Annotated in this window: 21 protein-coding genes and 1 tRNA gene; 10 read left to right on the top strand and 12 right to left on the bottom strand. The window is 72.9% G+C overall.

Annotated features, from left to right (window positions below; translation table 11 throughout):
• Positions 1–94: 94 nt before the first annotated feature.
• On the bottom strand, positions 95–760 hold the full coding sequence (locus E4U91_RS15970; protein WP_137307492.1) for a copper chaperone PCu(A)C domain-containing protein: 666 nt from the start codon (positions 758–760) through the stop codon (positions 95–97).
• Positions 761–1373: 613 nt separating this feature from the next.
• On the opposite strand from E4U91_RS15970, the gene E4U91_RS15960 reads away from it, so the two are divergent.
• The 6 genes from E4U91_RS15960 to E4U91_RS15935 all read left to right on the top strand — a co-directional run bounded on the left by E4U91_RS15960 (position 1374) and on the right by E4U91_RS15935 (position 7801).
• Positions 1374–1856 (top strand): CarD family transcriptional regulator, encoded by a 483-nt coding sequence (locus E4U91_RS15960; protein WP_003953493.1) that lies wholly within the window; start codon positions 1374–1376, stop codon positions 1854–1856.
• 348 nt (positions 1857–2204) lie between these two features.
• Positions 2205–2957, top strand: coding sequence for a 2-C-methyl-D-erythritol 4-phosphate cytidylyltransferase (gene ispD, locus E4U91_RS15955; protein ID WP_137307491.1), 753 nt, complete (start codon positions 2205–2207; stop codon positions 2955–2957).
• Positions 2947–3453 carry a 2-C-methyl-D-erythritol 2,4-cyclodiphosphate synthase gene (gene ispF / locus E4U91_RS15950; RefSeq protein WP_137307490.1) on the top strand — a complete coding sequence of 169 codons (507 nt, stop codon included), beginning with the start codon at positions 2947–2949 and terminating at the stop codon, positions 3451–3453. The genes ispD and ispF overlap by 11 nt, the downstream gene beginning before the upstream one ends.
• Before the next feature lie 67 nt (positions 3454–3520).
• Positions 3521–4921, top strand: a complete 1401-nt coding sequence (gene cysS / locus E4U91_RS15945) for a cysteine--tRNA ligase (protein WP_137307489.1) — start codon at positions 3521–3523, stop codon at positions 4919–4921.
• Between the two features lie 88 nt (positions 4922–5009).
• Positions 5010–5954, top strand: coding sequence for a 23S rRNA (guanosine(2251)-2'-O)-methyltransferase RlmB (rlmB, locus tag E4U91_RS15940; RefSeq protein ID WP_137307488.1), 945 nt, complete (start codon positions 5010–5012; stop codon positions 5952–5954).
• Positions 5955–6082: 128 nt separating this feature from the next.
• Entirely contained in the window at positions 6083–7801 is a 1719-nt protein-coding gene (locus E4U91_RS15935) for a DoxX family membrane protein (protein ID WP_137307487.1), read from the top strand.
• A gap of 219 nt (positions 7802–8020) precedes the next feature.
• On the opposite strand, the gene E4U91_RS15930 is transcribed toward E4U91_RS15935, so the two are convergent.
• The 3 genes from E4U91_RS15930 to E4U91_RS15920 form a co-directional block, all read right to left on the bottom strand.
• Complete coding sequence (locus E4U91_RS15930; RefSeq protein ID WP_137307486.1) at positions 8021–8752, bottom strand: nucleotidyltransferase family protein; 732 nt, start codon at positions 8750–8752, stop codon at positions 8021–8023.
• Between the two features lie 263 nt (positions 8753–9015).
• Positions 9016–9486: a hypothetical protein gene (locus tag E4U91_RS15925; RefSeq protein WP_241678593.1), complete on the bottom strand. Its 471-nt coding sequence runs from the start codon at positions 9484–9486 to the stop codon at positions 9016–9018.
• 231 nt (positions 9487–9717) lie between these two features.
• Positions 9718–10803 carry an ABC transporter ATP-binding protein gene (locus E4U91_RS15920; RefSeq protein WP_137307485.1) on the bottom strand — a complete coding sequence of 362 codons (1086 nt, stop codon included), beginning with the start codon at positions 10801–10803 and terminating at the stop codon, positions 9718–9720.
• Positions 10804–11021: 218 nt separating this feature from the next.
• Between E4U91_RS15920 and E4U91_RS15915 the strand changes: the two genes are divergently transcribed.
• Positions 11022–11095: transfer RNA gene (locus E4U91_RS15915), tRNA-Thr, on the top strand.
• 393 nt (positions 11096–11488) lie between these two features.
• Here E4U91_RS15915 and E4U91_RS15910 read toward each other — a convergent pair.
• The 4 genes from E4U91_RS15910 to E4U91_RS15895 all read right to left on the bottom strand — a co-directional run bounded on the left by E4U91_RS15910 (position 11489) and on the right by E4U91_RS15895 (position 16233).
• Positions 11489–12883, bottom strand: a complete 1395-nt coding sequence (locus E4U91_RS15910) for an NAD(P)/FAD-dependent oxidoreductase (protein ID WP_174867805.1) — start codon at positions 12881–12883, stop codon at positions 11489–11491.
• Positions 12884–12892: 9 nt separating this feature from the next.
• On the bottom strand, positions 12893–13558 hold the full coding sequence (locus tag E4U91_RS15905; protein WP_137307484.1) for a rhomboid-like protein: 666 nt from the start codon (positions 13556–13558) through the stop codon (positions 12893–12895).
• Between the two features lie 122 nt (positions 13559–13680).
• A complete protein-coding gene (locus tag E4U91_RS15900) occupies positions 13681–15183 on the bottom strand; it encodes an MFS transporter (RefSeq protein ID WP_137307483.1) in 1503 nt (500 codons plus the stop codon).
• Positions 15184–15252: 69 nt separating this feature from the next.
• A complete protein-coding gene (locus E4U91_RS15895; protein ID WP_137307482.1) occupies positions 15253–16233 on the bottom strand; it encodes a zinc-binding dehydrogenase in 981 nt (326 codons plus the stop codon).
• Between the two features lie 181 nt (positions 16234–16414).
• On the opposite strand from E4U91_RS15895, the gene E4U91_RS39590 reads away from it, so the two are divergent.
• Positions 16415–17098 carry a pentapeptide repeat-containing protein gene (locus E4U91_RS39590; RefSeq protein WP_137307481.1) on the top strand — a complete coding sequence of 228 codons (684 nt, stop codon included), beginning with the start codon at positions 16415–16417 and terminating at the stop codon, positions 17096–17098.
• Between the two features lie 59 nt (positions 17099–17157).
• On the opposite strand, the gene E4U91_RS15885 is transcribed toward E4U91_RS39590, so the two are convergent.
• Positions 17158–17658: a hypothetical protein gene (locus tag E4U91_RS15885; protein ID WP_137307480.1), complete on the bottom strand. Its 501-nt coding sequence runs from the start codon at positions 17656–17658 to the stop codon at positions 17158–17160.
• 7 nt (positions 17659–17665) lie between these two features.
• Between E4U91_RS15885 and E4U91_RS15880 the strand changes: the two genes are divergently transcribed.
• Complete coding sequence (locus E4U91_RS15880; RefSeq protein ID WP_137310840.1) at positions 17666–19108, top strand: M1 family metallopeptidase; 1443 nt, start codon at positions 17666–17668, stop codon at positions 19106–19108.
• On the opposite strand, the gene E4U91_RS15875 is transcribed toward E4U91_RS15880, so the two are convergent.
• On the bottom strand, positions 19105–19644 hold the full coding sequence (locus E4U91_RS15875; RefSeq protein WP_137307479.1) for a GNAT family N-acetyltransferase: 540 nt from the start codon (positions 19642–19644) through the stop codon (positions 19105–19107). The genes E4U91_RS15880 and E4U91_RS15875 overlap by 4 nt on opposite strands.
• 96 nt (positions 19645–19740) lie before the next feature.
• Positions 19741–20316 (bottom strand): TerD family protein, encoded by a 576-nt coding sequence (locus E4U91_RS15870; RefSeq protein WP_137307478.1) that lies wholly within the window; start codon positions 20314–20316, stop codon positions 19741–19743.
• A 176-nt stretch (positions 20317–20492) separates the two neighbouring features.
• Between E4U91_RS15870 and arfB the strand changes: the two genes are divergently transcribed.
• Positions 20493–20930 carry an alternative ribosome rescue aminoacyl-tRNA hydrolase ArfB gene (arfB, locus tag E4U91_RS15865; protein WP_137307477.1) on the top strand — a complete coding sequence of 146 codons (438 nt, stop codon included), beginning with the start codon at positions 20493–20495 and terminating at the stop codon, positions 20928–20930.
• Between the two features lie 60 nt (positions 20931–20990).
• Here the strand turns inward: arfB and E4U91_RS15860 are convergent, their stop codons facing one another.
• Complete coding sequence (locus E4U91_RS15860; RefSeq protein ID WP_137307476.1) at positions 20991–21563, bottom strand: flavin reductase family protein; 573 nt, start codon at positions 21561–21563, stop codon at positions 20991–20993.
• Positions 21564–21898: the final 335 nt, after the last annotated feature.

Below are 21898 nucleotides of genomic sequence, written 5' to 3'. Positions count from 1 at the left end.
TTCTGTGTCGTACCGCGGAGGTCGTCCCGCGTGTGCCGTACGGCGGACGCCGTCCCGCGTGTGCCGTCCCCCGGGCGTCAGGCCCGGGGCCGGGTCACTGGGACTCAGACGCCGACTCCGACGCCGACGGGGAGGAGGACCCCCCGGCGGCCGGGGACTCGCTCGCGCCCGAGACGTCCGTGTTCGGGTTCGTCGACGCGGGCGCGCTCTGCGAGGCGGACGGGCTCTGCGACGCGCTGGGGACGTCGGTGGGGCCCCAGCCGGAGAAGTAGCTCTTGGCCGGCACGACGAAGGCGCGCAGGCTCACCTCGCCCGTCTCGCTGAAGGTGAAGGTCACCTTCTGCGCGTTGCCGTCCTGGACGGCCTCGGGGCTGCCGGAGAGCACGGCGGAGGCGTTGTCCTGGCCACCGAGCACCAGGGACCCGCCGGCCGGGACGACCAGCTTGCCCTTCTGGCCCTTGGCGGGGGAGAGCTGGGCGCCCTTGTCCGCGCCCTCGACGGTGACGGAGTCGAGGGTCTGGTCGGTGTCACTGCCGTTGAAGATGGTGGCGGCGACCACGGCAGGGCCGGTGGACTCGCGGTCGGGCTGGGTGATGACGGTGGCGTTCTGGATCTTGATGTCGCCGACATGGACGGCCGCGTTGTCCGGCTTGATCTCCAGTGTCTGGGCGTTGTTGCCGGCTGCGCAGGCGGCGAGCGTGGCGATCGAGAACGCGAGGGCGGAGGCGGCGAGGGCGCCGCGTCGAAGGCTGCTGCTCACGGCGGCGGCAACTCCTTGAACGCACGGACGGCTCCCTTGACAAAGCCGCCCTAAGGGTCAGTCAGCGGCCTTAGGTTACCGAGCCGTTCCCGGGGCGCCGCACCCGACCCGCCTCTTACGCGCCTCGGGCCCGTCGCGGAGGCCATCGAGCACCATCCGTCCCACCTGTCACATGCACCTCAGGAGTCACAACTGACCCCGACGCCCGCCATTCACATAAGCGTCGACGGCCCGTGTCCGGCGATTTTCCGTACGGGAATGCGCGGCCGTCCCCGGAATTGATCACCGCTCCTTCGGCACCGTCGTGATCAATTCCGGAAACGACGCGGATCCGACTCCCCGCACCGAACGGAGTAGCGGAAGTCGCACGCATGGAACCAGACATTTGGGTACTTTCGGGCGTCTTCGCGGGGCTCCGGATGCGTGTGACGTGCGCGTTTCGCCCGGCTCGGACAGCCGCTCCGACCTGCGAATACCTGCTTCCGGGCACCTCGCGCAGCACGTTCCGGTCGCTGTTGTCAAGCCCCGAGATATGCCCTGACCTGCGAAAACGCCATTCAGAACCGCCAGTTTCCGTGTTACCCTGGATAGCCACGGAAGGGGTACCTGTCACATGACGTTCAAGGTTGGCGACACCGTGGTCTATCCCCATCACGGGGCCGCGCTGATCGAGGCCATCGAAACTCGCCAGATCAAAGGCGTGGACAAGACCTACTTGGTGCTGAAGGTCGCCCAGGGCGACCTGACGGTGCGTGTGCCAGCGGACAATGCGGAGTTCGTCGGCGTGCGTGATGTGGTCGGTCAGGACGGGCTGGACCGGGTCTTCGAGGTGCTGCGCGCGCCGTACGCCGAGGAGCCCACGAACTGGTCGCGTCGTTACAAGGCAAATCTGGAGAAGCTCGCCTCCGGCGATGTCATCAAGGTCGCGGAAGTCGTGCGTGACCTGTGGCGTCGTGAGCGCGAGCGCGGACTCTCCGCCGGTGAGAAGCGCATGCTCGCCAAGGCCCGCCAGATCCTGGTGAGCGAGCTCGCCCTCGCGGAGAACACCAACGAGGACAAGGCCGAGGCGCTGCTCGACGAGGTTCTCGCCTCCTGACGTCAGGCCCCCTGGTCCGGCGCAGCCCAGACAGCAGCATCCAGCAGCACATCGAAATGCCGCGGTGCCCGATGACGAATCACTCGTCGCCGGGCGCTGCGGCATGTTCGTACCCGGCTGGCGTACGGGTACCGGTGTGCTCCGGCGGGTCACTCACGCCGCCACGACGGGCACCCGAGGACGGGCACCTGAAGCGGGTACCTCGGGGGAAGCCCCCGATACTTGGCGTGCCGGGCCCGGGCCGAGCGGCTCGACCGGTGCGTCACGGAAGGGTCTGGTCAAGCGTCGCGCCCGGCACTCCCCAGGCCATACCCACGTAGGCTGAGCACACAAACCTGACAGGAACCGATGTCTGACGATTCGCTTCCCGCGCCCCCGCCGGCCCGTACGGCGGCCGTGATTCCCGCCGCCGGCCGCGGAGTTCGCCTCGGTCCCGGCGCCCCCAAGGCGCTGCGCACGCTCAACGGCACCCCCATGCTGATCCACGCGGTGCGCGCGCTGGCCGCCTCGCGCGCGGTGTCCCTCGTGGTGGTCGTGGCCCCGCCGGACGGCGCGGCGGAGGTGAAGTCCCTCCTCGACGCGCACGCGCTGCCCGAGCGCACGGACTTCGTCGTCGTCCCCGGCGGGGAGACCCGCCAGGAGTCGGTGCGGCTCGGCCTCGAAGCCCTGCCCCCCGAGTACCGGATCGTCCTGGTCCACGACGCCGCGCGGCCGCTGGTGCCGGTCGACACGGTGGACGCGGTGATCGAGGCGGTGCGCGAGGGCGCCCCGGCGGTCGTGCCGGCGCTGCCGCTCGCGGACACCGTCAAGGAGGTCGAACCGGCCGGGACGCCCGGCGACCCCGAGCCGGTGCTCTCCACCCCCTCCCGGGCCCGGCTGCGCGCGGTGCAGACGCCCCAGGGGTTCGACCGGGAGACGCTGGTGCGCGCGCACGGGTCGGTGACCGGCGAGGTCACCGACGACGCGAGCATGGTGGAACAGCTGGGCGAGCGGGTCGTGGTCGTGCCGGGCCACGAGGAGGCGTTCAAGGTGACGCGCCCGCTGGACCTGGTCCTCGCCGAGGCGGTCCTGGCGCGCAGGAGGCTCAACGATGGCTTCTGAGCCGCGGCCCCTGCTGCCCCGGGTGGGCATCGGCACCGACATCCACGCCTTCGAGGAGGGCCGCGAGCTGTGGTGCGCCGGCCTGAAGTGGGAAGGGGAGGGGCCGGGACTGGCCGGGCACTCCGACGCCGACGTCGTCGCCCACGCCGCGTGCAACGCGCTCTTCTCCGCCGCCGGCCTCGGTGACCTGGGCCGGCACTTCGGCACCGGGCGGCCCGAGTGGTCCGGCGCGTCCGGGGTGACCCTGCTGACGGAGGCGGCCCGCATCGTGCGCGCGGCCGGCTGGGTCATCGGCAACGTCGCCGTGCAGGTGATCGGCCCCCGCCCGAAGATCGGCAAGCGCCGCGACGAGGCCGAGAAGATCCTGTCGGACGCGGCCGGCGCCCCGGTGACCGTATCGGGCGCCACCACCGACGGACTGGGCTTCCCGGGCCGGGACGAGGGCCTGATGGCGGTGGCGACGGCGCTGGTCGCGCAGGCCGGTCCGGACCACTGACCGCGGGGCGCGGGGCGTGATGCCCGGCACGGCACGCGCAGCGGCCCGCGCCCACTACCCTGGACCCGTGACTATTCGCCTGTACGACACCAGCGCCCGGCAGATCCGTGACTTCACCCCGCTCACGCCGGGCTGCGTCTCGATCTACCTGTGTGGCGCCACCGTGCAGGCGGCCCCGCACATCGGGCACATCCGCTCGGGCCTGAACTTCGACATCATGCGCCGCTGGTTCGCCTACCGCGGCTACGACGTCACGTTCATCCGCAACGTCACCGACATCGACGACAAGATCATCGCCAAGTCGGCCGACCAGGACCGCCCCTGGTGGGCCATCGGCTACGAGAACGAGCGGGCCTTCAGCGACGGCTACACCGCCCTCGGCTGCCTCCCGCCCACCTACGAGCCGCGGGCCACCGGCCACGTGACCGAGATGGTCGAGATGATGCGCGGCCTGATCGAGCGCGGCCACGCCTACGAGGCCGACGGCAGCGTCTACTTCGACGTACGGTCGTGGCCGGCGTACCTGGAGCTGTCCCGGCAGGACCTGGACGACCTGCGCCAGCCCCCCGAGGACGGCATCACCGGCAAGCGCGACGCCCGGGACTTCGCGCTGTGGAAGGCGACCAAGCCCGGTGAGCCCGACTGGGAGACGCCCTGGGGCCGCGGCCGGCCCGGCTGGCACCTGGAGTGCTCGGCGATGGCCCACAAGTACCTGGGCAGCGCCTTCGACATCCACGGCGGCGGCCTGGACCTGATCTTCCCGCACCACGAGAACGAGATCGCGCAGGCCAAGGCGTTCGGCGACGACTTCGCCCGGTACTGGGTGCACAACGCCTGGGTGACCCTGAGCGGCGAGAAGATGTCCAAGTCGCTGGGCAACAGCGTCCTGGTCTCCGAGATGGTCAAGCAGTGGCGCCCGATCGTGCTGCGCTACTACCTCGGCACCCCGCACTACCGCTCGATGATCGAGTACAGCAAGGAGTCGCTGCGCGACGCCGAGGCCGCGTTCGGCCGCATCGAGGGCTTCGCCCAGCGGGTCGTCGAACTCGTCGGCGAGACCGTCGAGCCGGCCGCCGAGGTCCCGCCCGCCTTCGCCGAGGCGATGGACGACGACCTGGGCGTCCCGCAGGCGCTCGCCGTCGTGCACACCACCGTCCGGCAGGGCAACAGCGCCCTGGCCGCCGACGACAAGGACGCGGCGGTGGCCCGGCTCGCCGAGGTCCGCGCCATGCTCGGCGTCCTCGGCCTGGACCCGCTCGACCTGCACTGGGCCGGCGAGTCCGACGCCGGCGAGGACCTGCACGGCGTCGTCGACAGCCTCGTACGGCTCGTGCTGGACCAGCGCGAGTCGGCGCGCGGCCGCAAGGACTGGGCCACCGCGGACGCGATCCGCGACCAGCTCCAGCAGGCCGGGCTCGCCATCGAGGACAGCCCGCAGGGTCCGCGCTGGACCCTCGGTCCGCGGTAGCCGACCGCACACGAGTGTGCCGCCCGGCCCGCCGGGCGGCACACTGGCACTCACGTACGTTCACCCGCATCACGAAGACAGGTAGGTCATGGCCGGGAACAACCGCCGCATGTCCGGCAAGAAGGGCGCGCAGGTCGGCAGTGGCGGCCAGCGGCGCCGGGGCCTCGAGGGCAAGGGGCCGACGCCCCCCGCCGAAATGCGCAAGGGCCACGTCAAGCAGCGCGCCGCGCAGGCCAAGGTCAGGCGCGCGCAGGGCGGCCGCGGCCCGCAGCGGCGCGGCGGCGGCCGGTCGCCCTCCGAGCTCGTCGTCGGCCGCAATCCGGTCGTCGAGGCGCTGCGCGGGGGCGTCCCCGCGACGACGCTGTACGTCCAGCAGTTCATCGACAACGACGAGCGGGTGCGCGAGGCGCTGCAGCTCGCGGCCGAGCGCGGCGGCATCAACCTCATGGAGGCGCCCCGCCCCGAGCTGGACCGCATGACCAACGGCCTCAACCACCAGGGCCTGGTGCTCCAGGTCCCGCCGTACGAGTACGCCCACCCCGAGGACCTGGCCGACGCCGCCGCCGAGGCGGCCGAGGACCCGCTGATCGTGGCCCTCGACGGGGTGACCGACCCGCGCAACCTCGGCGCCGTCGTCCGCTCGGTGTCCGCCTTCGGCGGCCACGGCGTGGTCGTGCCCGAGCGGCGCGCGGCCGGCATGACCGCCGGCGCCTGGAAGACGTCCGCGGGCACCGCCGCCCGTACGCCGGTCGCGCGGGCCACCAACCTGACGCGCGCCCTGGAGGCGTACAAGAAGGCGGGCGTCGTCGTGGTCGGGCTCGCCGCGGACGGCGAGGTCGAACTCGGCGAGCTGGACGCCCTCGGGGGCCCGGTCGTCATCGTCGTCGGCAGCGAGGGCAAGGGCCTGTCCCGGCTCGTCGGCGAGACCTGCGACCACCGGGTGCGCATCCCGATGCCGGGCGGCGCCGAGTCCCTCAACGCCGGTGTGGCGGCGGGCATCGTGCTCTACGAGGCGGCACGCCGACGGGTCTGAACACCTGTCCGGCAGGCCGCCCGTACGGGTCGATTCCGGCGGGTTGTGCGGGAGCAGGGCAACCTTGACGGGGTCCGGACAGATCGGACCGGTCAAGGCAGTGTCCTAACCACACGTCACTCGGTTAGATGAGTGTGGACACCAGAACACCCCGCACACCCACGGGGGACCGCTCGTCGGATCTCGACGACGCTCCCGCGCTGAGCATGGTGAAGGTGCCGAGCGATCCGGCGCAGATCATCGTCAATCACGCCAGTTTCCGCGTGCTGCTGGGCGCGTCGTCGTGGCGCGCCTCCTCCTCGCGGATCGCCCGGCCCGTGAGCGCCGCCCAGGACACCGCGCGCACGCCCGTCGCCGCCGAGGGCGCCGCCGCACGGCGCCGGCCCGTCGTGTGGAGCGGCCAGACCGCCCCGGACGACACCGGCGCCCACCGGCTGCTCCAGGCGGTGCGGGCGGGCAGCGTCGGCCACGGCGAGGACGGCCGCGCCGACGCCGGCGCCACCCAGGTCATCCCGCGCGTCGACGTCGGCGGCTACGACGCCGACATCACCGCGCAGACCCTGGAGACCCCGGTCGTCGGCGCCCAGCGCAGCCACGGCGACGCCGGGCAGCGGCTGCTCCCGCCGATGCGCACGGTCGGCAGCGCGTACGACGAGACCGGCGCCTACGGCGGGCCCGGCAGCGCCTACGACGGGGCCGGCTCCTACGACGGCGGCGCGCTGTCCGAGACGGCGGCGTTCCCCGGAGCCGGGTACGCCGGCGCGGACGCCGATCACGACGACCCGGACGCCCCCGGTGCGGCGGCGCGCGGCAAGCGGCACGGCGACGACCCCGCGCGGCACGCCTACTACCCGGGCCGCCGCATGAACCTCGGCGTCGTCCTGCTCCCGCTGCGCGTCTTCCTCGGCTTCATCTCCCTCTACGCCGGCATGGGCAAGCTGTGCGACCCCGTCTACTTCGACGGCGGCAAGCGCGGCTCCATGGTCAAGTGGCTCAACACCCTGCACCCCTGGGAAGTCGCCGAGCCGCTGCGGCAGTTCGCGCTGCACCACCCCGTCGGCTCGGGGCTCGTCATCGCCTTCCTCCAGGTCGTCGTCGGTGTCCTCACCGTCCTCGGCTGCTGGCAGCGGGTCGCGGCGGTGGTGGGCGCGCTGCTCTCCGCCGCGCTCATCGTCACGGTCAGCTGGAAGACCGTCCCGGTCTACGACGCGCCCGACATCATCTACCTCGCCGCCTGGTCGCCGCTGATCATCGCCGGCGCGCCCGTGTATTCGATCGACGGGCGGCTCGCCGCGAGCGCCTGGCGGCGCCTCGGCCCGCGCTCCGAACTGTGGGAGCTGCGCCGGTACGTGCTGCGGCGGGGCGCGCTCGTCACGGCGGTCACCGTCGGCCTCACGCTCCTCGTCGGCTCGCTGCTCGGCGGCGCGGTGCGCGACTCGGACCGGGTCGTCGTGCCCGGGCCCGGCGAGGCCCCGCGCAACGAACTGCCGGGCACCCCGCTGCCCGGCGAGCCCGGCAAGCACCGGGCGAGCCGCAAGCCGGCCGCGTCGACCTCACCGACGCAGGGCGCCACCTCGGAGCCGTCCGCCGGGGACGACCGCGAGGACTCGGGCGTCCCGCGCGACGAGGACACCTCGAGCACCGGCGCGCCCAGCCAGACGCAGGGCGCCGTCGGCAACGACAGCCCGCCCGAGCAGTCCTCGCCGGTCCAGGAGGCGCCGAGCACGTCCTCCGGCCCGACGTCGGGCGGCACCTCGGGCGGGGGCGGCTCGACCGGCGGAGGCGGCTCGGACGGCGGCACGTCCCACTCGGACCGCCCGGGCCTGGTGGGCGGACTGCTGGGCTAGCGGGACCGCGTCCAGCGGCCGGTGGCCCACGACAGAGGGCCCCGCACCCATCGGGTGCGGGGCCCTTCCGTGTGGGCGTCGCGGGGCGGGGCCGACGGGAGCGGCGGGGTGCCTTCCGGCGTCAGCGGCCGCCTTCCGGCGTCAGCGGCCGAGGGCGGCCGTGAGGGGCAGCGGCGGAGTGCGGCCGTGGAGGTCAGCGACCGAGAGTGGTCGTGAGGGTCAGCGGCCGAGGGCGGCCAGTTCCTTCGCCGCCTCGGTCAGGTCCTTGGCGGTGTCGATGGCCCGCCAGTAGGCGCCCTGGGGGATCGGGAAGCCGGCCAGGCGGAGTTCACGGGCCAGGCGCGGGAACGTCGTGCGCTCGTGGTCGCCGCGCTCCGGCAGCAGGTCGGCGAACCCCGGGGAGAAGACGTAGACGCCCGCGTTGATCTCGAAGGTCGACGGCGGCGCCTCGATGAAGTCCGTGATGTGGCCGAAGCCGTCGGTCTGGACGGCGCCCCAGGGGATGCGGGGCCGGGCGAGAGCGAGGGTGGCCACCGCGTCGCGCTCGGTGTGGAAGTCGGCCATGTCCCGCAGCGAGAAGCGGGTCCAGATGTCGCCGTTGGTGGCGTACCAGGGCCGGTCGGGGTGCGGCAGGTGGGCGGCGGCGTACTTCAGGCCGCCGCCGCGGCCCAGCGGCTCGTGCTCCACGACAGTGGTCACCTTCAGCGGCAGGTCGGCCGTCGCGAGCCACTGCTGCAGCACCTCGGCGAGGTGGCCGCAGGAGACGACGACGTCCGTCACGCCCTCCTCGGCGAGCCAGCCGAGCTGGTGACCTATGATCGGCGTCCCCGTGCCGGGGATCTCGACCATGGGCTTGGGCCGGTCGTCGGTGTACGGGCGCAGCCGGGAGCCCTGGCCACCGGCCAGGACGACGGCTTGTGTCGGGCGGGACGCGGCGTGCGGATGGGTCATGACGGCACTGTACGTGGCGCCGCGCGGGCGCTGGAGGCCGGGAACCGGTCCGCCGGGCGACGGTCGCCGCCGGTGCCGTGAACGCCGCTGCGGGGCCGCCGGGGCCGCGCCGAGGGCCCGCTGCGACGGGTGGCCGTGACCGCCGTGGCGACGACGGTCACGGCACGGACACCACCGCACTGCGATGTCGGTCGTACGCGCCCCAGCCGTGGGCTGAGCAGTTGTGCTCGGCCGTGTGCTCGGCCGTGCGCTCAGCTGTTTGCTCAGCCGCGGGCCGCGAGGACGCCCGAGGCGAAGGAGGTGTCGCACACGGGGCGGGCGTACGACTGCGCGCGGGTGGGCCCGTAGACGCGGACCGCGGCGCGGCCGAGGGCGCGGGCGATGGAGGAGCAGTGCCGCGCGAGGGACGGCCTGCCGTTGACCGCCTCCTGGAGGTGGGTGAGCGCGGTGCCCGGGTCCTTCTCCTGGAGCTCGGTGAGCAGCCGGTCGCGCAGCACGTCCTGCGGGGCGCGCGGGGCGGTGTGCTTGGCGTCGCCCGCCGCGGCGACGTCGGACGCGGCGAGCACCGAGTCCGCCGGGTTCCCCGACCAGTTGACCCGGGTGACCGCGAGGGTCCCGGAGAGCACCAGGACGACGGGCAGGACGAGCGCGAGGGTGCGGCCGATGTGGCGGGCGGGGCCCTGGCCGCGTCGCGTTGCGGGGGAGGAGCTGGAGTGCTTCACGGAGTGCTTCACGCGAGTGAGGGTAGCGCCCGGTAGTGATTTGGCGACATTCAGTCACTCGGTCGGGGGATGGACCCGTGCACCTTTTTGGGTAGTGGGTTGACGAGTACCGCTCGAAACGCCGGTTTCGCCGGGGTATCGGAGCGGTGGGGAGACACAACGGAAGGGCCCCGCAGCACGCGTGCTGCGGGGCCCTTCCGGTTGCCCGCGGGGAGGCGGGCCGAAGGTGTGGCGCCGGTGACGTCAGTCGGAGAGGCGCGCGCCCGTGGAGGTCGAGAACACGTGGGTCTCGCCGGAGCGCGGCACGACGTTGAGCGTGCTGCCCTTCTCCGGGACCTCGCGGCCGCCGACGCGCACGACCAGGTCCTTGGTCTCGCCGCCGACCTGCGCGGTGCCGTAGACGAACGCGTCGGAGCCCAGCTCCTCGACGACGTTGACGACGACCGCGACGCCCGTGGCGGGGTCGGTGGTGACGTCGAAGTGCTCGGGACGGACGCCGACCGTGACGGTCTTGTCGGTGGCGGAGGACAGGGCCTCGCGCTGCACCGGCACGACCGAGTTGCCGAACTTCACGCCGCCGTCGGTGATCGGGACCTCGACGAGGTTCATCGCCGGGGAGCCGATGAAGCCGGCGACGAAGAGGTTCGCCGGGCGGTCGTACATGTTGCGCGGGGTGTCGACCTGCTGGAGCAGACCGTCCTTGAGGACCGCGACGCGGTCGCCCATGGTGAGGGCCTCGACCTGGTCGTGGGTGACGTAGACCGTGGTGATGCCGAGGCGGCGCTGCAGGGACGCGATCTGCGTACGCGTCGAGACGCGGAGCTTGGCGTCCAGGTTGGACAGCGGCTCGTCCATGAGGAAGACCTGCGGCTCACGGACGATGGCGCGGCCCATGGCGACGCGCTGGCGCTGACCGCCGGAGAGGGCCTTCGGCTTGCGGTCCAGGTACGGGGTCAGGTCGAGGATCTTGGCGGCCTCCTCGACCTTCTGCCGGATCTCCGCCTTGTTGACGCCGGCGATCTTGAGCGCGAAGCCCATGTTGTCGGCGACCGTCATGTGCGGGTAGAGCGCGTAGTTCTGGAACACCATGGCGATGTCCCGGTCCTTCGGCGGCAGGTGGGTGACGTCGCGGTCGCCGATGCGGATCGCGCCGCCGTTGACGTCCTCCAGGCCCGCGAGCATGCGCAGGGAGGTGGACTTGCCGCAACCGGAGGGACCGACCAGGACGAGGAACTCCCCGTCGGCGATCTCGATGTCCAGGGCGTCGACGGCGGGCTTGTCGGAACCCGGGTAGATCCGGGTCGCCTTGTCGAACGTGACAGTGGCCATGGTGAATGGGCCCCCTTCTACCGGCAGGAACGTGCCGGACGATCCGTTGTAGGAAGGTGGTTGGTGTAGTCCACACGAGTGAACCGGGTCAGGACGCTACCTGCCATTCACCCGCCCTGTCAGTACCCGGAGGACTGTGAACTTCGCGGAAATTTCCGCCGGGCCCCCCGGACGACCTGGGTACACTGCACGAGCGCGCGTCCGACGGACCCGCGTAGGCCTCCTTAGCTCAGCTGGTCAGAGCACCGCTCTTGTAAAGCGAAGGTCGTCGGTTCGAATCCGACAGGGGGCTCCGCCGCACAGCGGCACGAACGCCCCGGCCGGTGATCGGTCCGGGGCGTTCGGCGTCTGTGGGAGGCGGCCGAGTGCCCGGGTGCGAGTGGGACCATCAGATGTGACTCTGATTAAGTACATGACAAGTACCAAGAGCGAGCGATGGTGGATCCAGGGTCTTGGACTCATGGCCGCAGCAGCCTGGGCCGGCGTTCGGGCGTTGGGGCACGGACGACCGCCACTCCTGCGGGTGGGCTTCGGCGCAGCGGCGTTCTTTTTCCTGGCTGGACTGGCCGGACTTGTCATCGACCGGATTCGGGTAGCCAAGCGCGGTCGCGGAGGTTCTGCGGACGACACTGACGTGGCCGAGCACCACGAGCTCTGATCGAGACGCTGGCGTCCCCGGCTTTCGTCAGTGCCGCCCCGCGATCCGGTTCGCCGCCGTCGCCAAGTGGGACGTTCCCGTCGTGCGGAGGGACTCCTCTCGGTGGTCCGCCGTGCGGTACGTCGCGTACAGGGTGTGGACCGCCAGCCAGCGGAGGGGTTCGGGTTCCCAGCGGCGGACCTTGTGGTTGACCCAGGGGAGGGTCGTGAGGTCGGTGGGTGTGCCGGTGAGGACGAGGTCGCGCAGGGTGCGGGCGGCCAGGTTGGTGGTGGCCACGCCCGAGCCGACGTACCCGCCCGCCCAGCCGAGGCCCGTGGCGCGGTCGAGGGTGACTGTGGCGCACCAGTCGCGCGGGACGCCCAGGACGCCCGACCAGGCGTGCTCGACGCGGACGCCGGCCAGGGCGGGGAAGAAAGCCGTGAGGATGCGGCGGAGCGCCTCGATCGTCCCGGGCTGCGTGCGGCCGTCGTTGTCGGTGCGCGAGCCGAAGCGGTACGGCACGCCCCGGCCGCCCAGCGCGATGCGGCCGTCGGCGGTGCGCTGGGCGTACATGTAGGCGTGCGCCATGTCGCCCAGCGTCGCGCGGTCCTCCCAGCCGATCGCCGCCCACTGGTCGTCGGTGAGCGGCTCGGTGGCGATCATCGAGGAGTTCATCGGGAGCCAGGTGCGGCGCTGGCCCTTCAGGTCCGCCGTGAAGCCCTCGGTGCAGCGCAGCACGTAGGGGGCGCGGACGGTGCCGTACGGGGTGACCGCGTGGCGCGGGCGGATCTCCGTGACCGGGGTCGACTCGTGGATCGTCACGCCCAGCGCCTCGACGGCCGCCGCGAGCCCCTTCACCAGCTTCACCGGGTGCACCCGGGCGCCGTGCGGGGTCCAGGACGCGCCCACCGCGTCGGCGACGCGGACGCGGGCCGCGGTCTCCGTCGCGTCGTACAGCTCGCGGTCGTGCTCGCCGTAGGACAGCTCGTGGGCGTGGAAGGCCTTCAGGCGGGCGAGCTGGGCGGGGGTGCGGGCGACCTCCAGGACGCCGCCGCGGTGCAGGTCCGCGTCGATGCCCTCAGCAGCGGCGACCGCGATCACCTCGTCGACAGTGGCGTTCATCGCCCGCTGCAGGCGTACGGCGGCCTCGTGGCCGTGCAGCTTCGCGTAGCGGTCGCGGCCGGCGATGCCGTTGTAGAGCCAGCCGCCGTTGCGTCCGGAGGCGCCGTAGCCGCAGAAGCTGCGCTCCAGGACGGTGACGCGCAGGGAGGGGTCGGCCTTCTTGAGGTAGTACGCGGTCCACAGGCCGGTGTAGCCGCCGCCCACGATGGCGACGTCGGCGTCCGTGTCCCCGGACAGCGGCGGGCGCCGGTCGGGCAGGCCGTCGTGGGCGTACCAGAAGGAGATGCCGCCGTTCACGGGGCCGCGTGCCGAGCTGTCCATGGGCGGACGTTAGCCCCTGGGGACGGGGGCTGTCTCCTTCGGATTCCGTACCTCCGTACCGCCCCTGACCAGCGGATAGCAGCCCAGTCCGACCAGGACGGCGACGAAGTGGCCGACGTCCGTGAAGGTGGGTCCGCTCGTCAGCGGCAGGGTGTAGACGAGGAGCACGCCGGCCAGGTAGCCGTACCGCCAGGGGCTGCGGATCCCGTACGTGAGCACCGCGACGATTCCGGCCAGCGCGTAGCTCACGCCGATGTCGAGGGCGTTGTACTCGGAGTGCGGTGCGACGCTCTGCTCGATCGCCCACAGCAGCGCGCCCTCGCTGATCAGCGTGGCGAGGACGTGTGCGAGCGCGCACACCAGCAGCCAGCGGGCCGTGCCGAGCCGGCGCTCGGCGCTCGCGTGGAAGACGGTGTAGAGCACGGCGTACGGCAACCAGCGGCCGCCGTCGATCCACATGGCGCTGGCGACCAGGACCCGCACCGGGTTTTGGGACAGCTCGTGCAGATTGGTGGACCGCTGGCGCAGGAAGTCCTGCTCGAACTCCGGCGACATGTGGTGCAGGGCGACCGTGGTGACGAACAGGACGCCGAGCCACGCGTACGTGCCGGGCGCGCTGCGGACGTACGACCGCACCGCCGCGAGGGCCCGGGGGACACGCGTGTGCCGTTTCATCCCCGTCAGTATCGTCCCGGGGGCCGTCGCGGCACCTGTCGGGCGGGCCGCCGGCCGGAGGGTCGGAGGGTCGGAGGGTCGGCTCAGACCACCGGCTCAGACCACCGGCTCAGACCACCGGCTCAGACCACCGGCTCCGGGACCGCCTCCTCCTGCCGCGCCCCGTGCTTCGGCGGCCCGGCCGTCACCATGAGCACGGCGACCAGGCCGGCCAGGAGCATGACGCCCGCGGCCCACCACAGGGCCACCGTGTAGCCGTGCACGGTGCCCTCGGCGACGACCTGCGCCCGCCGGGCGGGGTCGCGCAGGTGGGCGGCGACGTAGCTCGCGGCGCTGGTGGTGGCGATGGTGTTCAGCAGGGCCGTGCCGATCGAGCCGCCGACCTGCTGGGAGGTGTTGACCGTGGCGGAGGTGACCCCGGAGTCGCGGGGCGCGACGCCCGCGGTGGCCGTGGAGAACACCGGCATGAACGTCAGGCCCATGCCGAGGCCCATCAGCAGCAGGGCGGGCAGGATCTCCGTGGTGTACGACGAGTGGACCGTCATCCGGGTGAGGATCAGCATCCCGCCCGCGGCCAGCAGCATGCCGGGCCCCATCAGGGCGCGCGGCGCCACGTGCGGCAGCAGCCGGGCGGAGATCTGCGTGGACCCGATGATGATCGCGACGGTCAGCGGCAGGAAGGCCAGGCCGGTGCGGACCGGCGAGTAGGCCAGGATGACCTGGAGGTAGTAGGTCATGAACAGGAACAGGCCGAACATGCCGATGGTGGCCAGCCCCATGGTGAGGAAGCAGCCGGCCCGGTCGCGGTCGCGGACGATGTGCAGCGGCAGCAGCGGGGACTTCGCCCGGGTCTGCCACCACACGAACACCGCGAGCAGGGCCACGCCCCCGGCGAGCAGGGCCAGCACCACGGGGTCCGACCAGCCGCGGGGCTCGGCCTCGCTGAAGCCGTAGACGATCGCGACGAGGCCGCCGCAGCCCAGCAGGACGCCGGGCACGTCCAGGCGGGCGTCGGCGTGGCCGGGCCGGTCGTGCAGCAGCGCGAACGCGCCGAAGACCGCGACGGCCGCGATCGGCACGTTGACGTAGAGGCACCAGCGCCAGTTCAGGTACTCGGTCAGCAGGCCGCCGACGATGAAGCCGATGGCGGACCCGGAGCCGGCCAGGGCGCCGTAGATGCCGAACGCCTTGCCGCGTTCCCTCGGGTCGGTGAAGGTCGTGGTGAGCAGGGAGAGCGCCGAGGGGGCCAGGACGGCCGCGAATACGCCCTGGAGGGCGCGGGCGGCGAACAGCATGCCGTCGGTGGCCGCCGCGCCGCCGATCGCGGAGGCCACGGCGAAGCCGATCAGCCCGATGACGAACGTCCGCTTGCGGCCGGCCAGGTCGGCGATGCGGCCGCCGAGCAGCAGCAGGCCGCCGAAGGCGAGGGTGTAGGCGGTGATCACCCACTGGCGGTTGCCGTTGCTCATGCCCAGGTCCGCCTGGGCGGAGGGCAGGGCGATGTTCACGATGGTGGCGTCGAGGACGACCATGAGCTGCGCCAGGGCGATGACCACCAGGCCCCACCAGCGGCGGGGGTCGGTTCCGGGTTCCGTCGGGGGTTCACCTGTGTGGGTGACACTCATCCGCCCAGAAGACCACGTATCGGGACGAGGTGCATCTTCGGGACGGCGCCCCTTGCCGGGCGGTGCCGGTCACGGCTCCAGGACGACCTTCCCGACGGTGGCCCGGCCCTGGAGGGCCCAATGCGCGGCGGCGGCCTCGGCGAGGGGGAAGCGGGTCACGGCGGGGACGAGGCGTCCGGCGGCGGCCTCGGCCAGGGCGCGCTCTTCGAGGGTGCGCAGCGGGTCGGGGCCGCCGGCCCTGCTCAGCATGGCGGGACCCAGGACCTGTTCGGAGACGCCGTCGACGACGTATCCGCGGCCGCCGACGACGCCTTCGGCGGACCAGCCGAAGACCAGGTGCCGTCCGCCCGGGCCGAGCAGGGCGACGGCCTCGCGGGCCACGTCGCCGCCCACCCCGTCGAGGACGACGGTCGGCACCCGGCCGCCGAGCCCGGCTCGGACCGTGCCGGGCCAGCCGGGGTCGCCGTAGTCGACGGCGAGGTCGGCCCCGGCCGCCCGGACCCGGGCGACCTTCTCCGGACCGCCGGCCAGGCCGACGACGGTGGCGCCGGCGTTCCTGGCGTACTGCACGAGCAGGGTGCCGATGCCGCCGGCGGCCGCGGGGACCAGGACCACCGAGTCGGGGCCGAGGTCGGTGAACAGGGCGATCCCCAGCGCCGTACGGCCCGTGCCGATCATGGCGACGGCGGCGGCGAGGTCGAGGGCGTCGGGGACCTCGTGCAGGCGCCCGGCGTCCGTGACGGCCAGCTCGGCGTACCCGCCGGGGGCGAAGCCGAGGTGGGCGACGACGCGCTTGCCGAGCCAGCGGGCGTCGGTGCCCTCGCCGAGGGCGTCGACCACGCCGGCGACCTCGCGGCCGGGGATCGTGGGCAGCTCCGGGAGCGTGGGGGCCGGGCCCCGCACCCCTTCCCTGAGGGCCGTGTCGAGCAGGTGCACCCCGGCCGCGGCGACGGCGACGCGGACCTGGCCGGGCGCGGGCCGCGGATCGTCGGCCTCCTCGTACCGGAGGTTCTCGGCGGGGCCGAAGGCGTGGAGCCGGATGGCGTGCATGGGGTCCCCCTGGGTGGGCCGGACGGGCCGGTGACTGGTGGCTGTGGGGGTCCGCCCCGGTGGCGGTTCCCCGTACGCCGCCAGCCTCCGACCTCAAGCACGCTTGAGGTCAAGATCCCCGCCAAGGGGTGCCCTTCGCCCGGACCGGGGCGTTGTCAGTGGCGCCGTGCAGGATGGGCGCATGACGAGCGCGAGGACCGGTCCTGGACGCGGCGGGGTGAAGGGGGCGCGGCGGCCCCAGGTGCGGCTGCCCGCGCTGGAGGAGTTCGGGGGAGTGGAGCTGGAGCCCGACGGGGACTACGACGGGCTGGAGTTCCGGGAGCGGGACCTGGCCGGGCAGGAGGGCGGGGGCGCCCGCTTCATGGACTGCGCGCTGCGGGGGTGCGCGCTGGACGGGACGGGGCTGCGGCACGCGCGGTTCCTGGACTCGGTGCTCGCGGGCGTCACCGGGGTGGGCACCGACCTGGCGGAGTCCACGCTGCGCGACGTGGAGCTCACGGAGGCCCGCCTGGGCGGCACCCAGCTCCACGGCGCGGTCCTGGAGCGGGTGCTGGTGCGCGGCGGCAAGATCGACTACCTGAACCTGCGCCAGGCTCGGCTGAAGGACGTCGTCTTCGAGGGCTGCCTCCTGGTGGAGCCGGACTTCGGCGGGGCCCGTCTGGAGCGCGTCGAGTTCGTCGACTGCGCCCTGCGGTCCGCCGACTTCACCGCCGCGACCCTCAAGGACACGGACCTGCGCGGCGCGACCGAGCTGTCCGTGTCGGGCGGCGTGGACCGGCTGTCGGGCGCCGTGATCAGCACGGGGCAACTCATGGACCTGGCGCCGGTGTTCGCGGCCGCGCTGGGGGTCAGGGTGGAGGACTGACGGGCGACGCCCGACGTCCTACGGACTCACCGGGCCCCGCCGGTTCCTCCGCGGGGCGCTCACCCCACCCGCGGGAACCTGGCCTGGAGCGTCCAGATCGCCGGGTTCTCGCCCAGGTCGTCGTGCAGGTCGACCAGGTCGGCGAGGAGGTCGTGGAGGAAGTCGCGGGCCTCGCGGCGCAGTTCGGTGTGGGAGAAGGTGAGCGGCGGCTCCTCGGCCGGCATCCAGTCGGCCTCGATGTCCACCCAGCCGAAGCGGCGCTCGAAGAGCATGCGGTCGGTGGACTCGGTGAAGTCCAGCTCCGCGTGCTGCGGCCGCGAGGCGCGGGAGCCCGCCGGGTCCCGGTCGAGGCGCTCGACGATGTCGCACAGCGCCCACGCGAAGTCCAGCACCGGCACCCATCCCCAGGCTGTGGACAGTTCCCGGTCCGACCTGGTGTCGGCGAGGTAGACGTCGCCGCAGAACAGGTCGTGCCGCAGCGCGTGGACGTCCGCGCGCCGGTAGTCCGTCTGCGGGGGGTCGGGGAAGCGGTTGGAGAGGGCGTAGCCGATGTCGAGCACGCCAGTGATGGTGTCATGCCCGCATAGGATCGCGGTCGTGTCCTTTTTGACGCGCCTTGTCCGCCCCGGCCCGGCCGTAGCCGGCGCCCTCGCCGTCTGCCTGCTCGCCCTCACCGGGTGCGACGACGACGGACGCGCCGACGCGGGCGCCCCCGGCGTCGGCGACCCCTACTTCCCCCTGGCCGGGAACGGCGGCTACGACGTGTCCCACTACGGCCTGACCCTGAGCTACGACCCCGGGACCGGGCGTCTCACCGGCAGGGCCGTCGTCACCGCCCGCGCCACGCGGGACCTCGCCGCCTTCGACCTGGACCTGGCCGGCCTCGACGTGCGGGACGTCACCGTCGGGGGCCGGCGTGCCGGGGTCCGCCGCAGCGGGCAGGAACTCACCGTCCGGCCGGCCGGGGCCGTCGGCGCCGGGGAGACCTTCGAGACGGTCGTGCGCTACTCCGGGCGCCCGCGCACCCTCACCGACCCCGACGGCTCTCAGGAGGGGTGGCTGCCCACCGCGGACGGCGCGCTGGCCCTCGGCGAGCCGGTCGGGGGCATGGCGTGGTTCCCGGGCGACCACCACCCGTCCGACAAGGCGGCCTACGACCTGACCGTCACCGTCCCCGAGGGGCTGACGGCCGTGTCCAACGGGCAGCTGACCCGCGCCACGACCTCCGGCGGGCGGACCACCTACACCTGGCACACCGCCGAACCCATGGCGAGCTACCTGGCCACCCTCGCGATCGGCCGGTACGAGGTGCGGCGCTCCACCACCGGCGGCGGGGTGCCGGTGTACACGGCCGTCGACCCCGAGCAGGCCGACGACAGCCGGGCGGTGCTGGCCCGGCTGCCCGAGATCATGGACTGGGCGACGTACAACTTCGGGCCCTACCCCTTCTCCTCCACCGGCGCGGTCGTGGAGCGCCCCGGGGACGCCGAGTACGCGCTGGAGACCCAGAACCGGCCCGTCTTCCCCGGCGCCCCGGACACCGGCACGCTGGTGCACGAGCTGGCCCACCAGTGGTTCGGGGACTCGGTCACCCCGCGGACCTGGCGGGACATGTGGCTCAACGAGGGCTTCGCGACGTACGCCGAGTGGCTGTGGGACGAGGACCACGGCGGCGACAGCGCGCAGGAGACCTTCGACACCCTCTACGACGAGGGCGAAGACGGCGACGAACACCTCTGGGACTTCCCGCCCGCGAAACCGCCGGGCGCCGCGCACGTCTCCGGCCGGCCGGTGTACGCGCGCGGCGCGATGGTCGTCCACATGATCCGCCGGACCGTCGGCGACGACGCCTTCTACGACCTGGTCCAGGGGTGGACCGCCGCGCACCGCCACGGCACGGCGAGCACGGCCGACTTCACGGCGTACGTGGAGCGGCACGCCCCCGACGAGGACTGGGCGCCCATCTGGAAGACCTGGCTGTACGGCAAGGCGAAGCCGCCTCGGCCTTAGTCGGGGCGGGGTGCCGTCCGGTCGGCCCACTGCTTGCGCAGCACCGTGCAGGGGCGGTCGCGCCGGAGGTCGCGGCGGTGGGCGACGGGTGCGTAGCCGAGGGCGGTCCAGAAGGCGAGGCCCCTGGGGTTGGCGTCCAGGACGGCCAGCCGTACGGCGCTGCGGCCCGCGGCGCGGAAGCGGTCCTCCACCGCCTCGGCGATCCGGCGGCCGAAGCCGCGGCCCTGCACGGCCGCGTCGACCAGCAGCAGCCCGATCCAGGGGTCCGGTTCGGCCGGGTCGGGGTGGTGGGCCAGGGTGACCACGACGCCGACGAGCCGCCCCTCGGAGCGGGCGAGCTCCACCTCCACGTGCGGGTTCGCCAGCTCGTCGGCCAGCTCGGCCGCCACCTGCTCCGGACGGATGTCGTCCGGGTCGGGGAAGTCGCCGCTGAGCGCCTGGAAGGCGTGGTCGGAGGCGTAGAGCGCGGTGAGCTCGGTCAGGACGGCGGGCGGGATGTCCCGGTCCGGGGTGAGGGGCAGGGGCTCCAGGATCACGGGGCGGCCTTTCGCGGGGACAGGCGGAGCCCCCGGCCGTGGCGCACCGCGGCCGGGGGCTCCCACCGGACCGGCCCGAGCGGCCGGCCGGACTGCTCAGACGTTGACGCCGAAGTCCTGGGCGATGCCGACCAGGCCGGAGGCGTAGCCCTGGCCGACCGCGCGGAACTTCCACTCCGCGCCGTTGCGGTAGAGCTCGCCGAAGACCATGGCCGTCTCGGTGGCCGCGTCCTCCGACAGGTCGTAGCGGGCGATCTCCGCGCCGCCGGCCTGGTTGACGATGCGGATGTAGGCGTTGCGGACCTGGCCGAAGTTCTGCGAGCGGTTCTCGGCGTCGTAGATGGACACCGGGAAGACGATCTTGTCGATGTCGGCCGGGAGGGCAGCGAGGTTGACGTTGATCGCCTCGTCGTCGCCCTCGCCCTCGCCGGTGCGGTTGTCACCGGTGTGGACGATGGTGCTGTCCGGGGTCTGCTTGTTGTTGAAGAAGACGAAGTGGGCGTCGGAGTAGACCTTGCCCTGGGTGTTGACCGCGATCGCGGAGGCGTCGAGGTCGAAGTCCGTGCCGGTGGTGGTGCGGACGTCCCAGCCGAGGCCCACGGTGACGGCGGTCAGGCCCGGAGCCTCCTTGGTGAGCGAGACGTTGCCACCCTTGGACAGGCTTACAGCCATTGTTGGGAGTCCCTTCCCTCGTTCCGCGTGCGCGGTGGTGCCTTACGGGGCTTCGTACGGGCACGAAGCTACCTCTACCCCTAGGAACGCCGTGAGGGGGCGCGAAGGTTCCGCACGCCTTTACTTTCTTTACCCTCCGCTAATTCGCGTGACGTGGACGGGTCAGAGCCGGGAACATGTACGGCATGTCCGGTCCCCATCTGATCCGCGGCTCCGTCTCCCTCCCGGAGGCCGAGCTCATGTGGCGCTTCTCGCGGTCGTCCGGGCCCGGCGGCCAGCACGTCAACACCAGCGACTCGCAGGTGGAGCTGCGCTTCGACCTGGCCCGCACCGAGGCCCTGCCCGAGGTGTGGAAGCGGCGTGCCCTGGAGCGGCTGGCGTCCCGGCTGGTCGACGGGGTGATCTCGGTGCGCGCCTCCGAGCACCGCTCCCAGTGGCGCAACCGTGAGGCGGCCGCGGTGCGCCTCGCGGCGCTGCTCGCGGAGGCCACCGCGCCCCCGCCCAGGCCGCGGCGTCCCACCCGCATCCCGCGCGGCATCAACGAGCGCCGGCTGCGGGAGAAGAAGCAGCGCTCGGAGACCAAGCGCGGCCGCTCGGCGAAGGACTGGGGCTGACGCACCGCGCACCCCCCGGCGCCTGCCGGGCCGGAGCGTGCCGGCCGGGCCGATGAGGCCTCAGCCCAGCTGCCGGTAACGCCCCCGGAAGTACAGCAGCGGCCCGCCCTCCGCGCTCGGCACGCCCGCGGTCAGGACGCGACCGATGACCAGCGTGTGGTCGCCCGCCGCCACGCGCTGTTCCGTGCGGCACTCCAGGGTGGCCAGCGCACCCCCGACGAGCGGGGAGCCGGTGGCCTCGCCGCGGACGTAGGGGATGTCCTCGAACAGCAGCCGGTCGCTGATGCGGCCCTTCATGGCGAACCGGCCGGCGATGTGCCGCTGGCTCTCGGAGAGCACGGAGACCGCCCACAGGGGCTGCTCGTCGAGCAGGTCGTCCATCCGGGAGCCCTCGCGCAGGCTGACCATCACCAGGGGCGGTTCGAGGGAGACGGAGACGAAGGCGGTGGCCGTCATGCCGACGTCCTCGCCCCGGGGGGCGGAGGGGTCGTCGGGGTCCAGTGGGGGCTCCTGCGCGGTCACCAGGACCACACCGCCGGCCAGCCGGGACATGGCGGCGCGGAACTCGTCGTTGCTCACCCCTTCAGCATGCACAACGGCGGCGGCGGGGGCGGCGGGGGATGTCTTCGGCACGCTTGCAGACGCTAGTCTGCCCTCTCCGCGCCCCGCATCGGACCTCGGCCCGAAGCCGGTCCTAGGACCACGGTCCCGGCACGCCCCCGAACCACCGGAAGCGCGGCAAACCCGGGAAAGGCCGCGAACACCGGGAAACCCGGAAATCTCCCCCAATTGTTCATGTTCTTATGTGACTTGAGTCACAAGGGCCATGAATTGTTGACCCTGTGTACCGACCGGGCTTCGCGCTGTGATTCAGTGGCGGAGACCGCTCAAGAACAGCAGCAGAACGGCAGCCCGACAGCTGCGGAGAACAGTACGCCGACGACAGACCCTTGATTCGCTGCGAAGTC

The organism is Streptomyces lasalocidi (assembly GCF_005280215.1).
GTDB classification, from domain to species: Bacteria; Actinomycetota; Actinomycetes; order Streptomycetales; family Streptomycetaceae; genus Streptomyces; species Streptomyces longwoodensis.
The sequence above is the reverse complement of the archived record's forward strand: the minus strand, read 5'-3'. Positions and strand labels throughout refer to the sequence as shown.